The 13,854-nt window shown below is 68.8% G+C and carries 12 protein-coding genes and 1 rRNA gene; 11 read left to right on the top strand and 2 right to left on the bottom strand.

Features of this window, described 5'->3' with window-relative positions:
• The first annotated feature begins 170 nt into the window (after positions 1–170).
• From ACH4TV_RS46715 to ACH4TV_RS46685, 7 genes are all read left to right on the top strand, one after another.
• Entirely contained in the window at positions 171–1,556 is a 1,386-nt protein-coding gene (locus ACH4TV_RS46715) for a peptidase S8 (RefSeq protein ID WP_398407570.1), read from the top strand.
• A 490-nt stretch (positions 1,557–2,046) separates the two neighbouring features.
• Positions 2,047–2,355, top strand: coding sequence for a hypothetical protein (locus tag ACH4TV_RS46710; protein ID WP_053742551.1), 309 nt, complete (start codon positions 2,047–2,049; stop codon positions 2,353–2,355).
• A 231-nt stretch (positions 2,356–2,586) separates the two neighbouring features.
• Complete coding sequence (locus ACH4TV_RS46705; RefSeq protein ID WP_398407569.1) at positions 2,587–3,471, top strand: hypothetical protein; 885 nt, start codon at positions 2,587–2,589, stop codon at positions 3,469–3,471.
• Positions 3,461–4,795 carry a hypothetical protein gene (locus ACH4TV_RS46700; RefSeq protein ID WP_398407568.1) on the top strand — a complete coding sequence of 445 codons (1,335 nt, stop codon included), beginning with the start codon at positions 3,461–3,463 and terminating at the stop codon, positions 4,793–4,795. Before ACH4TV_RS46705 ends, ACH4TV_RS46700 begins: the two co-directional genes overlap by 11 nt.
• Positions 4,796–4,818: 23 nt before the next feature.
• Entirely contained in the window at positions 4,819–6,360 is a 1,542-nt protein-coding gene (locus ACH4TV_RS46695; RefSeq protein WP_398407567.1) for an SCO6880 family protein, read from the top strand.
• Between the two features lie 13 nt (positions 6,361–6,373).
• Positions 6,374–7,807 carry an ATP-binding protein gene (locus ACH4TV_RS46690; protein ID WP_398407566.1) on the top strand — a complete coding sequence of 478 codons (1,434 nt, stop codon included), beginning with the start codon at positions 6,374–6,376 and terminating at the stop codon, positions 7,805–7,807.
• Positions 7,808–7,809: 2 nt separating this feature from the next.
• Positions 7,810–9,312: a TraM recognition domain-containing protein gene (locus ACH4TV_RS46685; protein WP_398407565.1), complete on the top strand. Its 1,503-nt coding sequence runs from the start codon at positions 7,810–7,812 to the stop codon at positions 9,310–9,312.
• On the opposite strand, the gene ACH4TV_RS46680 is transcribed toward ACH4TV_RS46685, so the two are convergent.
• Positions 9,301–9,861: a GNAT family N-acetyltransferase gene (locus tag ACH4TV_RS46680; RefSeq protein WP_398407564.1), complete on the bottom strand. Its 561-nt coding sequence runs from the start codon at positions 9,859–9,861 to the stop codon at positions 9,301–9,303. The two genes, ACH4TV_RS46685 and ACH4TV_RS46680, sit on opposite strands and share 12 nt — an antisense overlap.
• A gap of 92 nt (positions 9,862–9,953) precedes the next feature.
• On the opposite strand from ACH4TV_RS46680, the gene ACH4TV_RS46675 reads away from it, so the two are divergent.
• From ACH4TV_RS46675 to ACH4TV_RS46660, 4 genes are read left to right on the top strand one after another with little or no spacing between them, the layout of a single operon-like run.
• Entirely contained in the window at positions 9,954–10,877 is a 924-nt protein-coding gene (locus tag ACH4TV_RS46675; RefSeq protein ID WP_398407563.1) for an ABC transporter ATP-binding protein, read from the top strand.
• The gene (locus tag ACH4TV_RS46670; protein WP_398407562.1) at positions 10,874–11,665 is read left to right on the top strand and encodes an ABC transporter permease; all 792 of its coding nucleotides are present in this window, start codon (positions 10,874–10,876) and stop codon (positions 11,663–11,665) included. The genes ACH4TV_RS46675 and ACH4TV_RS46670 overlap by 4 nt, the downstream gene beginning before the upstream one ends.
• A gap of 49 nt (positions 11,666–11,714) precedes the next feature.
• On the top strand, positions 11,715–13,016 hold the full coding sequence (locus ACH4TV_RS46665) for a sensor histidine kinase (protein WP_398407561.1): 1,302 nt from the start codon (positions 11,715–11,717) through the stop codon (positions 13,014–13,016).
• Positions 13,013–13,684 (top strand): response regulator, encoded by a 672-nt coding sequence (locus ACH4TV_RS46660; protein WP_398407560.1) that lies wholly within the window; start codon positions 13,013–13,015, stop codon positions 13,682–13,684. The genes ACH4TV_RS46665 and ACH4TV_RS46660 overlap by 4 nt, the downstream gene beginning before the upstream one ends.
• An 83-nt stretch (positions 13,685–13,767) precedes the next feature.
• Here ACH4TV_RS46660 and rrf read toward each other — a convergent pair.
• Positions 13,768–13,854 (bottom strand): 5S ribosomal RNA (rrf, locus tag ACH4TV_RS46655); the annotation flags it as partial.

The raw sequence follows: 13,854 nt of genomic DNA, 5'->3' as shown, positions 1-13,854 counted from the left end.
TAAGGCGGAAGTCAGGATTCCGCAACCCATCTTGTTGTCACGTACCCAACAAGCAAGGGTCATCGGCGGGCCCCCAACCCGCCGCCGGGGACACCGCACCGACGGCAAGCACCACCGGCTCCACCACCACCCGCACTGCCCCTGACCACCCCCTACCAGGAGGCTGTACGTTGCGTACGTCACCCCCCAACAGTCAGTCCACGCACGGCAGATGGCGCCGTATAGGCACCGCCGCCGTAGCAACGGCCGCGCTCGCCCTCGCCGGACTCGGCACCGCGGCCCAGGCCGGCGCCGCCACCCCCGCGAGCCTGAACGCGACCTCGAAGGTCACCGCCAAGGTCAGCGCCCAGGCCATCGCCGCGCAGGTCGCCAAGGCCCACGTGACCTACACCAGCCCGTGTGACGCGACCCCCGCGAAGGGCTTCGCGTCCTGCAACGCCCTGCGCGTCACCAGCGGCACCACCGCCTTCCAGGAGGAGCAGGCGGCGAAGAAGGGCGTCGCACCCGCGACCATCAAGCCGAACGCCACCGCGGCCACCCCCACCGGCTACGGCCCCAGCGACCTCCAGTCCGCGTACGGACTGACCTCCGCCGCCGCCTCCAACGGCTCCGGCGAGACCATCGCGATCGTCGACGCGTACGACGACCCGAACGCGGCGGCCGACCTCGCGACGTACCGCTCGTACTACGGCCTCTCGGCCTGCACCGTCGCCAACGGCTGCTTCAAGAAGGTCGGCCAGACCGGCTCCACGACCTCCCTGCCCGCCGCCGACAGCGGCTGGGCCGGTGAGATCTCGCTCGACCTCGACATGGCCAGCGCGATCTGCCCGAACTGCAACATCCTGCTGGTCGAGGCCACCTCGTCCTCGATGGCCAACCTCGGTACGGCCGTGAACCGCGCCGTCACGATGGGCGCGAAGTTCGTCTCCAACAGCTACGGCGGCTCGGAGTCGTCCTCCGACACCTCGTACGACTCCTCGTACTTCAACCACCCGGGCGTCGCCATCACCGTCAGCTCGGGCGACGAGGCGTACGGCGCCGAGTACCCGGCGGCCTCCAAGTACGTCACCGCCGTCGGCGGCACCAAGCTGTCCACCTCCTCCACCAGCCGCGGCTGGACCGAGAGCGTGTGGAAGACCAACAGCACCGAGGGCACTGGCTCCGGCTGCTCCGCGTACGACGCGAAGCCGACCTGGCAGACCGACACGGGCTGCACGAAGCGCACGATCGCCGACGTCTCCGCGGTCGCCGACCCGGCCACCGGCGTCTCGGTCTACGACTCCTACGGCGCCGACGGCACCGGCTGGAACACCTACGGCGGCACCAGCGCCTCCTCGCCGATCATCGCGAGCGTCTACGCCCTCGCCGGCACCCCCGGCAGCAGCGACTACCCGGCCTCGTACCCCTACGCGGCGGCCGGCACCTCGGCGCTCAACGACGTCACGTCCGGCAACAACGGCACCTGCTCCACGAGCTACTTCTGCACCGCCGGGTCCGGCTACGACGGCCCGACCGGCTGGGGCACCCCGGAGGGCCTGAGCGCCTTCACCGGCTGATCCGAACCACCAGATCCAGCCATAACAAGAAGAAAACACAAAGAACGCCACCGGAGGTCGTGGGGATCACCGGCGGGCACTGGGGAACGGGCCGCGGCAACAGCCGCGGCCCGTCGCCATGTCCGAGGTCCGCGATAGCCTGCACCTGGAGACGGACCGTCGGACGAACAGTCAGAGACGGTCCGTGACCGCCCTGATGGCCAGAGGTGGTCAACGACGGAACCACACCACAGGTTCCGCCCACACTTCATTGCCCGGCGTGACCTGCCGTGATACACAGAGTGACCATACGATCCGTTCAACCCCTCGCACACCGTCCCACGCTCCCCCATAGGGTGCCGCGCGGGCCGGCGGCAAGGTATTCGTACGAAACCCGCCAATCAATGACGCCAAGTCGACATCCGACAGCGTCATTGTCGGCGAGAATGAGCCTGACCTCTGCACTGCGGCAGGGGGCGCGCAGAACTACCCGACAGGGGCGGTGACTTACATGTGGCTTGCGGCCGAAAAGGGCGACATCAACACCATCATCGGCGGGATCGCTCCGGACTGGGGCCCCTTCGGCAGCCTGGGCACCGAGGCGAAGACGATGGTCCAGGTCGTGATGGCCGTGGCCATCCTGATGTGCCTGGGCATCGCGATCTGGGGTGCGGCGAAGCAGCGTATCGGCGCCACGGCCCTGCGTGACACCTTCAGCGCAGAACAGGGCAAGGGCCTCATCATCGCGGGCCTGACGGGCGTGTTCATCATCGGCTCGCTCGGCACGCTCTTCACCATCGTGTACGGCATGGCCGTGTAGGCGGCGCCGACTCCGCGCGGCGCATCCTCAGTCGGACCGCCGGGCACTCCCGGTTTCCCCTCTTCTTCCTCCCACCACCCACCCACCCGTCGTGCCCACCGGCTGAGGTTGCGTCTCCCTGATGTCGAGTCACCACACCGCGCCCGCGCGGGAACCAGCACGGCTACCGTCGTACTGTCACGCGTACCCGTACGCGTGGATTCGACACGAGTTCGAGGGGACGGGCGCCGCATGAGTCTCGGTGACGGCCAGGGCGACAGCGATACCACGCGCCCCGACGACGGCGGATACGGCGGCACCGGCCAGACCCGGACCCGCTACCACGACCAGGACAACGGCGGCCTCTACGGCGGCGCCCGGCGCCCCAAGTCCTCGCGGGGCACGGTGACGGCGGTCGGTGTGGTCGTCCTGCTGATCGCGGCGATCGCCTTCGCGAACCGTGGAGGAGACGATTCCTCTACCTCGTCCTCCGCTACGGCGGGCAGCAGCGCCGGCAGCGACAGCGGCAACGCCGGCCAACCCGACGCGGCCCCCACCACCGCCTCCGGCGAACAGCCCGTCGGGACGAAGGTGGCGAACATCCCGTCCGGGTTCGCGCACAACCGCCAGGGCGTCCAGTCCGCGGCGGCCAACTACGCGGTGTCGCTGGGCTCGACGGGCATGTTCAAGAAGGACAGCCGGGACAAGATCCTCGACGCCCTCTTCACCGCCGAGGCCGGCGCCAAACTCAAGGCCCCACTGGACAGGACCTACTCCGCAAGCCTCCTCACCAGACTCGGCCTCGACGCCAACGGCAACGCCCCTGAGGGCAGCACGTTCGTCTCGCGCGTGACCCCGGTCGGCACCAAGGTCGTGGCCTACGGCGGCGCCACCGCCACGGTCGAGGTCTGGTACCTCGGCCTGACCGGCATCGCCGGCGAGACGTCCACCGACCCGGTCACCTCGTCCTGGAAGACCTGGACGTACGACATGCGCTGGTCGAACGACGACTGGAAGATCGTCTCCTACTCCGAGAAGGACGGTCCCACCCCGGTCCCCGGCGACGACCGGGCCGCCGCCTCCGACGAGATCAGCAAGGCCATCGACGAGTACGGAGGGTTCACCTATGCCCGGTAACGCGCCAGGTAGGTCCTACCTCGTGCTCAGGCTCGCCGGCGCGGTGACCGCCGTACAGACGGCTGCCGTGCTGCTCGCGTCCCAGGCGTACGCGGAACCAACGCCGTCCCCCACGCCCTCGCCGACGGCCGACAAAACGGACTGCAGCCTCCTCTTCGACAAGGCCAAGGAGCTCTGCGAAAGCGAGCAGGGCGGCGCCGGAGCCCCCTCCGTCAGCGACCCCACCTCCACCCTCGACCCGCTGTCCTCCCTCGCCAAGGGCTGCGCCGAGGCCGCCGCCTGGACGGTCGACAAGCTCAGCGAGGCCGTGAAGGAGACCGCGAACGTCGACTTCACGAACGCCAAGTTCCTCCAGCAGTACGCGGTCGTGTTCGCCGCGTCCACCATCCTGACCCTGGTGCTGTGGCTGCTCGCGGTCTCCAAGCGGGCCGTGCGGGGCGTCCCCCTCACCACGGCCATCTCCGAGGCGATCGGCTTCCTCTGGCTGACCGTCCTGGCCTCCGCCTTCACGCCCCTCGTCCTCTACACGGTCGTCTCGGCGACCGACGGCGTCACCGAGGTCCTCGCGAGCGCGACCGGCGACCAGACCGACACCTTCTTCGGCACCTTCTCCGGGGCGCTGGCCAAGGGCGAGGACATCGGCGGCGGCCCGATCATGCTGATCGTGGTCTCCATGGTGTCGATCCTCGCGGCCGGTGTCCTGTGGCTCGAACTGGTCATCCGGGCCGCCCTGCTGTACGTCGGCGCGCTGCTCGGCACGGTCGTGTACGCGGGGCTGGTCGACAAGAACCTGTGGGGCCACGTCCGCCGCTGGGCCGGCATCATGATCGCGGTCATCCTGGTCAAACCGGTGATCGCCATCGTGCTGGGCCTCGCCGGCGCGCTGTCCACGAACGACGGCCCGGACGCCTTCTCGGCGGTCGTCTCCGGCCTCTCCATCATCCTCCTCGCCATCTTCGCGAGCGCGATGATCTACCGCTTCGTACCGGGCTTCGGCGACGAGATCGCCCACTCCCGCAACAACCGCATCATGCAGGGCGCCGAAGGCAAGGCCGCCGCCGTGATCAGCTCCCCGGCGACCCTCGTCGCCCAGGGCATCAAGACCCACAGCAGCCGCGCGGACAACAACGGGGGCGGTGGAGGCGGCGGCCAGTCGTCCTCCGGGGCGCGCCCGGCCAACCCCGTGTCCGGTGGCGTGGCCGCGCACAGTTCGCGACCCTCGGGCGGCGGCGGATCCGTCCCCTCCGCCGCACCCCCGCCGCGCAGCAGCCCGCACGCCGGCAACAGCAACCGATCCAACCGCCCTGGAGGTGACGGGCGTTGACGACGGATTCCCATGTGGCCCACGTGACCCACGCAGTCTCGCCCCGCCGTACGTACCTGATCGGCCGTGCCCGACCGAACGCCATCGTCGGCCGCAACCGCGAGTCCGGCGAGATCACGCTCATCATCGTGGGCGCCTTCCTCGGCATGGTGTGCGGCCTGGTCGTCCCCGTACTGGCCCTGCGCATCGTGCTCCTGACCGGCTTCCCGATGCTGGCACTCGCGGTGGTGTACGTCCCGTACAAGCGCCGCACGTTCTACAAGTGGTTCGAGATCAACCGCAGTTACAAACGCTCGCTCCGCCAGGGAACGACGTACCGCAGCTCGGTGATGGAAGCCGGCACCCACGTCGACGGCCGTGAGGTCGAGATCGGCCCGCCCCCCGGCATCGGCCGCATCAACTGGCTCGCGGCCCCGTTCGGCCCGGACGAGATCGCCGTACTCCTGCACGCGGACCGCCGTACGGTGACGGCCGCGATCGAGATCGAGGGCCCCGGCGTCGGCCTGCGCGACAGCGAGGACCAGGAAGCCCTCGTAGACCGCTTCGGCACGCTGCTCAAGCACGTGGCGAACGGCGACGGCTTCGTCACCCGCCTCCAGATGCTCGCCCGCACCCTCCCCGCCGACCCGGACGCGCACGCCAAGGACGTGGCCGTACGCGGCGACGAGAAGGCACCGCCGTGGCTCCAGCACTCGTACGACCAGCTCCAGTCCATGGTGTCGACGAGCAGCGAGCAGCACCGCGCGTACCTCGTCGCCTGTATGCACTTCAACCGTGAACTGGCCGCCGAGGCCCACGCGATGGCCCGCGCCGCCCGTCCGCAGGGCGGCCGGAAGATCGACCGGGACGCGGGCCTCGCGGTCGTCATGGCCCGCGAGCTGACGGACATCTGCTCCCGGCTCCAGGAGGCGGACATCAGGGTCCGCCAGCCCCTGGGCCAGGGCAGGCTGGCCTCCCTCATCCACTCCATGTACGACCCGGACCACCCGATCGACCACCTCCAGGCGATGACGAAGCGCAACGCCTGGCCGGCCGAGCTGGACGCGATGGAGCCGATGTACCTCCAGGCGAAGACACGCGAGTCGTCGACGCGCGCCCCCTGGTGCCACTCCACGGCCTGGGTGAAGGAATGGCCGATGACCCCGGTCGGCGTCAACTTCCTTGCCCCGCTCCTGGTCCACACCCCGGACGTCATCCGCACGGTGGCGGTGACCATGGACCTGGAACCCACCGAGGTGGCCATCGAGCGCATGCTCACCGAGAAGACGAACGACGACGCCGAGGCCAGCCGCGCCGCCAAGATGAACCGTACGGTCGACCCGCGTGACGTGGCCTCTCACAACCGTCTCGACCAGCGCGGCGAGGACCTCGCGAGCGGCGCGGCCGGCGTGAACCTGGTCGGCTACATCACCGTCTCCTCCCGCTCACCCGAGGCCCTGGCGCGCGACAAGCGCACGATAAGGGCGTCGGCGGGCAAGTCGTACCTGAAGCTGGAGTGGTGCGACCGAGAGCACCACCGAGCGTTCGTCAACACACTCCCGTTCGCCACCGGAATCCGAAGGTAGGGCTGATGCGCTGATGCGGGACCCGCTGACCGCCCTCACCGACACCTTCACCTCCTTCCTCTTCGGCAAGGTCGAGACGACCCGCCTTCCCGTCCGCACCTCCACGGGCCAGGCCCAGGCCGTCTACCTCCCCACGGCCGCCCCCGGCCTCGGCGACTCCGGCGTCATCATCGGCCGCGAGGTGTACTCCGGAAAGGGCTACATCTACGACCCCTTCCAGCTGTACGGGCAGCAACTCCCCGCCCCGCACTGGCTGGTGCTCGGCGAGTCCGGCAACGGCAAATCAGCCCTGGAAAAGACGTACGTCCTACGTCAACTGCGCTTCCGGGACCGCCAGGTGGTCGTCCTCGACGCACAGGGCGAGGACGGCGTCGGCGAATGGAACCTCATCGCGGAGGAGTTGGGGATAACTCCAGTCCGCCTCGACCCGATGGCCGCCCTGGACATGGGCATCCGCCTGAACCCGCTCGACCCCGCGATCACCACGACGGGCCAGCTCGCCCTCCTCCGCACGATCATCGAAGTCGCGATGGGCCACGGCCTCGACGAACGCTCCGGCTTCGCATTGAAGGTCGCGCACGCCTACGTCAACGAGACGATCGTCGAACGCCAGCCGGTGTTGACGGACATCGTCGAGCAACTCCGCCACCCCGAACCGGAGTCGGCGGAAGCGATGAACGTCGCCATAGACGACGTACGCGCCTGGGGCCTCGACGTGGCCCTGGTCATCGACCGCCTGGTCGACGGCGACCTGCGAGGCATGTTCGACGGCCCGACAACGGTCGGCATCGACCTCGACGCCCCCCTGATCGTCTTCGACCTGTCCCACATCGACCGCAACTCCATCGCCATGCCGATCCTGATGGCGATCATCGGCGTCTGGCTGGAGCACACCTGGATCCGCCCCGACCGGAAGAAGCGCATCTTCCTGGTCGAGGAGGCCTGGCACATCATCAGCAGCCCCTTCGTCGCCCAACTCTTCCAGCGCCTCCTGAAGTTCGGCCGACGCCTCGGCCTGTCCTTCGTGGCAGTCGTCCACCACCTCTCCGACGTGGTGGACGGAGCGGCGGCAAAGGAAGCGTCCGCGATCCTGAAAATGGCGTCGACAAGGACGATCTACGCCCAAAAGGCCGACGAGGCAAGGGCGACGGGCCGAGTGATCGGCCTCCCACGCTGGGCGGTGGAGATCATCCCGACCCTCACACCAGGCATCGCCGTCTGGGACGTCAACGGCAACGTCCAGGTCGTCAAACACCTCGTCACGGAGACGGAACGCGACCTCGTCTTCACCGACCGCGCGATGACCCAGTCGTCCCGCGACCGCGACCGCGAGCTCACCGACGACGCCCTGCAAGCAGCGGAACGCGAGGCCGAGGAACGCGCGGCGGCCTTCGTGGAGCAGCACCTCAGTGACCTCGACGACACCCCCGAGTCCACGGTGGCATGACGATGAGACCGGACGAACGTCGCCAGAGCAGCGAACGCGGCGTCTCCGACGGCCTGTTGGTCGGCCTCATCGGGTTCCTGCTCGGCCTGACGGTACTGGTGTGGGCGGCAACGGGCCTGGCGGGCCTGCTCTCCCACGGCGCCTGGCCACAGGGCGTCACCTTCACCCGCACCCCGGAGGCGCTGCGCCACCTGGTCACGGAGCCACGCGACGTGCCGGGCGCGTGGCCGCAGACACCGGCCGCGCAACTCTCCGGGTGGGGGCTGTTCTGGGGGCTGTTCATCGGCCAGCTGATGATCCTGTTCGTCATGACGATCTTCGTGGTCGGCACGCTGGCACGCTGGAAGGCGGTACGGGCGACGAGAAGGGCGACACGGGCCCAGGCGCCGCACGAGATCCCGGTGCCGGTGCAACGGACGGAGGAGCCGCGGGCCGAGGCGGAGAAGGCCCCTGAGGCGGAGATGCCCCAGGAACCGGAGAAGGCCCCCGAGGTGGAGAAGGCCCTCGAAGAGGCTCCGCCGGCACCCCCGAAGGTGTTTTCGACGCCCCCCGTGGCAACAGACGGCAAACGGGTGGGCGGGTGGGAAACAATCTTCTACGGCACCCCAGACACCCGCACCCTCACCGCGACCCAAGCCGTCCAGGACGCCGAGGGACCCGCCCTCATCCTCACTTCCAACCCCACCCTCTGGCAGGAGACCAAGGACGCCCGAGCCAAACTCGGCCCCGTCCTCCTCTACGACCCCGCCCACCTCTGCGACACCCCGGCCCGCCTCCACTGGCCCCCCACCACCGGCTGCGAGGACAAACCCACCGCGGCCGCAAGAGCGACAGCCCTCCTCACCCCGGTCCGCCCGACCGCGAAGATCGATCAGACCACCACCGAGACCGCGGAAACACTCCTCCGCAGCTACCTCCACGCCGCCGCCATAGACGCCCGCACCATCCGCCACGTACACCGCTGGGCCCAGGGCACCCACGTCCAGGAAGCCGTACGCATCCTCCGTACCCACCCCAAAGCAGCCCCCGGCGCCGCCGGCGAACTCGAAGCCGCCCTCACCGCGCATCCCGAACGCCGGGACATCGCACAGGAGTTGACGATCCGAGCCCTCGCCGCGCTCTCCACGGTGAACATCCGCGAGGCCTGCGCGGCGAACCGAAGTGATGCCCTCTCGCTGGATTCCTTCATCGACGAAGGGGGCACGCTTTATGTGGTCGGTGAACCGATCGAGGACCCCAGGACGAACCCGGGCGCGATGCCCCTCCTGACGGCACTGGCCGCAAGCGTGGTCGAGCGCGGCCGGCGCATGGCCGAACGGTCATCCTCCGGTCGCCTCGACCCACCACTGACGCTCGTCCTGGACGACGTCGCGGCGGTCGCTCCCCTTCCCCAGCTCCCGGAGCTGCTCGCCACCGGAGCGGACCGGGGTATGCCGACCCTGGCCCTGCTCCGGTCAAGAGAACAACTCCGCGCCAGATGGCCCCACCACGACCTACGGCTGTAGCTCCCGCTCCAACACGAACTCCAGCTCGGAGTCGCCGAATTCCCCACCCACCGACACCGTGACCCCGCTGGGCACGAACCCCACCCGCCGATAGAACCGCTGCGCCCGCGCGTTGTCCTGATGCACGATCAACCGCACCCGTTCCACACCGGCGGCCTCCCAAGCCCACTCCAGAGCGGCATCGAAGAGCACATCGGTCAACCCGCACCCCCGATGCTCGGGCAGCATGAACACCCCGACGATGTGCGCCTGCAGCTGCTCGACAGCGCACCCGGCCCAATCAGTCGTCCCAGCCTCTTCAACAAACACGACAAGCCCCCCGACCCACTCCCCGTCGGGCCCCTCGGCAATGATCTGCTGAGCGCCGGTCGCCCCCTCGGCCCCCTTCCGCACCCGCTCCTGCCAGAAGGAGTCAGGCCGGCCCACGGCCTCCTCGTACGCCTCCAAAAAGGCGATGTGCGCGACGGGATCCCGCAAGGCAGCCAGCCGAAGCTCCTTGGCGGCACGCCACTCATCCACCCGCACGGAGCGAATCACAAAGCTGCTCATGGGGATCACGGTAGTACCCGGGTACGACACCCTCACCCGATATACGGCCGAGGTCGGACGCCCGCCCCCACCCCCGGCCCGAACATCGAAGCATGATTAAGGCCCAGCACCTGACCAAACGCTACGGCGACAAGACAGCCGTCTCCGACCTGTCCTTCACCATCCGCCCGGGCACCGTCACCGGCTTCCTCGGCCCGAACGGCTCCGGCAAGTCCACCACCATGCGGATGATCCTCGGCCTCGACGCCCCGACCCGCGGCAGCGCGCTCATCGCGGGCAAGGCGTACGCCGACCACCCCGCACCCCTCACCCAGGTGGGCGCCCTCCTGGAGGCCCGCTCGGTCCACCCCGGCCGCACGGCCCGCCACCACCTCCTGGCCCTGGCCCACACCCACGGCATCCCGCGCACCCGCGTCGACCACGTCCTCGACCTGACCGGCCTCACCGAGGTGGCGAACCGCAGGGTCAAGGGCTTCTCCCTCGGCATGGGCCAACGCCTGGGCATAGCAGCCGCGTTGCTCGGCGACCCAACCACAGTCGTCCTCGACGAACCGGTCAACGGCCTCGACCCCGAGGGCGTCCTGTGGATCCGCAACCTCCTCAAGTCCCTCGCCACAGAAGGCCGTACGGTCTTCGTCTCCTCGCACCTGATGAGCGAAATGGCCCTGACAGCCGACCACTTGATCATCATCGGCCGAGGCCGCCTCCTGGCCGACACGACCATGGACAACTTCGTACGGGACTCCGGCACCGCCTCGGTCAAGGTGGTGACCCCCAACCCGTCAGCCCTGACAGCCCAGTTGAGCACCCCAGAAATCAAGATCAGCACGACACCCGAACCGAAAACCCTGAAGATCCAGGGAACGACCGCCGAACACGTAGGCCGCACCGCGGCAACCCACAACATCCCTCTCTACGAACTCACCCCGAAGACAGCCTCGTTGGAGGAGGCCTTCATGGACCTCACCCGAGAAGCACTCGAGTTCACGGCGACAACGGAAGGAGCCACAGCATGAGTACGACGACACTCACCGCAGCCTCCCACCGGGTCACAACCCCCCGAGTCCTCCACGCGGAATGGCACAAACTACGCACCCTCCGCTCCACCTGGATCACCCTCCTGGCAGGCTCCGCCCTGACCATCGCCACCGGCATCACGATCGGCGCCACCTACACCCCCGCCGGCGGCGACAGCGACATGGACCCGGTCCTCCTGGTCCTGATCGGCACCCAGTTCACCCAGATCTCCCTCGCCGTACTGGCCATCCTGGTCACGGCCGGCGAGTACCCGACCGGCATGATCCGCGCCACCATGACCGCCGTACCGCGCCGCCCGCCGGTCCTCTGGGCGAAGTCGGCGGTCTTCGCGGCCACCGCGTTCGCGACCTCCCTGGCAACGGCGTTCATCACGTTCCCGTCGGCCCAACTGTTCCTCCAAGGCACCGACCAGGAGACCTCACTGACCGACCCGGGCATCCTGCGCACCCTGTTCACCAGCTCCGCCGGCCTGACCCTCCTGGGCCTGCTCGCCCTCGGCCTCGGCGCCCTGCTCCGCTCGGTCCCGGGCGCCAACGGCGCCTTCATCGGCGGCGTGATGATCCTCCCGGAAGTCCTCAGGATGCTCCCGTACGACGTGGTCGCCGACGCCGCGAAGTACTTCCCGGCGAAGTGCCTGGAAACCCTCACCACCGCCCACCCGGACCCGGGCGCCCCTTCCCCCGGCATGGCCCTCCTGGCGATGGCCCTCTGGGCAGCGTCAACCCTCACACCCGCCGCCCTGCTCCTCAAACACCGCGACGTCTGACACCCCCACCAGCCCGAACACCTGGCCGCACCCGAGCCACCCAGCGAGGATGAGAAACGTGACGGCCGAAGACGCTCCCCCACCCACCGAACCCCTGACCCGACACGTCCACCGCACGATCCAGCGCATCCGAGCCCACGACCGCCGCCACCCCCTCCCCTGGGACCTGCACTGCGCCGGCTTCTTCCTCACCGCCGCCCTGATAGACGTCAGCAGCGGCGGCTGGCGCAACATCGCCGAGAACCCGGAAGTACCGGTCTGGCTGGTGACAGCCATGTCCCTGGGCTTCTCGATCCCGCTCCTCTGGCGCCGCACCCACCCCGTGACCGTCCTCCTGGTCACCCTCCCCATCACGGTCGTCAACGCCTGGACAGGGGCAGTGCTCCAGGCCTCCCTCACCCTCCTGGTCACCCTGTTCAACATCGCCCTGCGCGCCCGCCTCCGCACCATCCTCTGGTCCTACGCGGCCGCCCTCACGCCCTTCGTCGTCACGGCCTTCCGCTACCCGGCGGAGCAGGGCCCGGACCAGAACATCGTCCCCGCGGCGATGAGCCTGGCCCTCTCCGCGGTCCTGGCCATAGCGGTCCGCACCCGCAGCGACTACATGGCCTCCCTCGTCGAACGAGCCCGCCAACTGGAGGTGGACCGCGACCAACAGGCCCGCCTGGCCGCAGCCGCCGAACGCACCCGCATAGCCCGCGAGATGCACGACATCATCGGCCACAACCTCTCCGTCATCACCGGCCTGGCCGACGGCGGCCGTTACGCCGCCCCCAAGTCCCCCGAACGAGCCGCCCAGGCCCTGGACGCGATATCCACCACCAGCCGCCAGGCCCTCACAGAACTACGCCGCCTACTGGACGTTCTACGAGAAGACCCCGAACCAGCCGCCCAGCCAGCCGAGTTGACCCCCCAACCCGCCCTGTCCGACCTGACCACCCTCCTGAACGGAGTACGAAAAGCAGGCCTCCCCACCACCCTGACCACCAAGGGCCACCCCACCCACCTCCCCCAGGGCCGCCAACTCACCGCATACCGAGTAATCCAGGAAGCCCTGACCAACACCCTCAAACACGCAGGCCCAAAGGCAACTTCCCACATCACGCTCTCGTACGACCCTTCAGGCGCCCTCACGGTCACCATCACCGACACCGCCCCCGAAGCCACCCCCGTCAACGGCACCCAGGGCCGCGGCCTGACCGGCATGCACGAACGAACAGCCCTGTACGGCGGCACACTTGAGGCAGGCGCACTCCCCGCCCCGGCCCAGGGCTGGCGCGTACGCCTACACCTCCCCCCAGACCGAACAGCACCAGCAACAGCTCACCTCGTGGAGGAACCCCCGCAGTGACCACCGTCCTGATCACCGACGACCAGCCATTGCAACGCCTCGGCTTCCGCATGCTGCTGGAGAGCCAGGACGACATGACGGTCGTCGGCGAGGCGACGAACGGCAGCGAGGCGGTCCGCCTGACCGCCGAACACCACCCGGACGTCACGCTGATGGACATTCGCATGCCCGGCCTCGACGGCATAGAGGCCACCCGCCGCATCGTCGCCTCCGGCGCCCGCACCCGAGTCCTGATCCTCACGACCTTCGACCTCGACGAGTACGCCTACGCCGGCCTCCGCGCCGGCGCCAGCGGCTTCCTCATCAAGGACGCCCAGCCGGAGGAGCTCCTCTCCGGCATCCGCGCGGTGGCAACGGGCGACGCAGTAGTGGCCCCCAGCCTCACCCGCCGCCTACTGGACGCATACGTCGACCACCTCCCGACCCCGAGCACCCCGGACTCCCCGGCCCAGGACCCACGCCTCGCCCTCCTCACCGACCGGGAACGCGAGATCCTGACGGTCATAGGCCAAGGCTGGACGAACACAGAGATCTCGACCCGCCTCCACCTGGCCGAATCCACGGTGAAAACCCACGTGGGCCGAATCCTGGCAAAAACGGGAGCACGGGACAGAGTCCAGGCAGTAATCCTGGCGTACGACACAGGATTAGTAAGCCCCGAAAAATAGCTACGGAAAATAGTTCAGAAAATAGCTGGAACGCAGAAAAGCCCCGTACCGGTATCCCCGGCACGGGGCTTCTCACAATATTTGTTCGGCGGTGTCCTACTCTCCCACAGGGTCCCCCCTGCAGTACCATCGGCGCTGTGAGGCTTAGCTTCCGGGTTCGGAATGTAACC

Origin of the sequence: Streptomyces sp. NPDC020898, assembly GCF_044333925.1 — a bacterium.
Lineage (GTDB): Bacteria > Actinomycetota > Actinomycetes > Streptomycetales > Streptomycetaceae > Streptomyces.
This window is presented reverse-complemented; position numbering and strand designations above follow the sequence as displayed.

What these genes read in the sequence shown, in the direction of transcription:
- ACH4TV_RS46665 (WP_398407561.1), top strand. Translation starts at nt 11,715, where the DNA reads ATGAGAAACGTGACGGCCGAAGACGCTCCCCCACCCACCGAACCCCTG.
- ACH4TV_RS46685 (WP_398407565.1), top strand. Translation starts at nt 7,810, where the DNA reads ATGAGACCGGACGAACGTCGCCAGAGCAGCGAACGCGGCGTCTCCGAC.
- ACH4TV_RS46675 (WP_398407563.1), top strand. Translation starts at nt 9,954, where the DNA reads ATGATTAAGGCCCAGCACCTGACCAAACGCTACGGCGACAAGACAGCC.
- ACH4TV_RS46670 (WP_398407562.1), top strand. Translation starts at nt 10,874, where the DNA reads ATGAGTACGACGACACTCACCGCAGCCTCCCACCGGGTCACAACCCCC.
- ACH4TV_RS46710 (WP_053742551.1), top strand. Translation starts at nt 2,047, where the DNA reads ATGTGGCTTGCGGCCGAAAAGGGCGACATCAACACCATCATCGGCGGG.
- ACH4TV_RS46690 (WP_398407566.1), top strand. Translation starts at nt 6,374, where the DNA reads ATGCGGGACCCGCTGACCGCCCTCACCGACACCTTCACCTCCTTCCTC.
- ACH4TV_RS46700 (WP_398407568.1), top strand. Translation starts at nt 3,461, where the DNA reads ATGCCCGGTAACGCGCCAGGTAGGTCCTACCTCGTGCTCAGGCTCGCC.
- ACH4TV_RS46705 (WP_398407569.1), top strand. Translation starts at nt 2,587, where the DNA reads ATGAGTCTCGGTGACGGCCAGGGCGACAGCGATACCACGCGCCCCGAC.
- ACH4TV_RS46680 (WP_398407564.1), bottom strand. Translation starts at nt 9,861, where the DNA reads ATGAGCAGCTTTGTGATTCGCTCCGTGCGGGTGGATGAGTGGCGTGCC.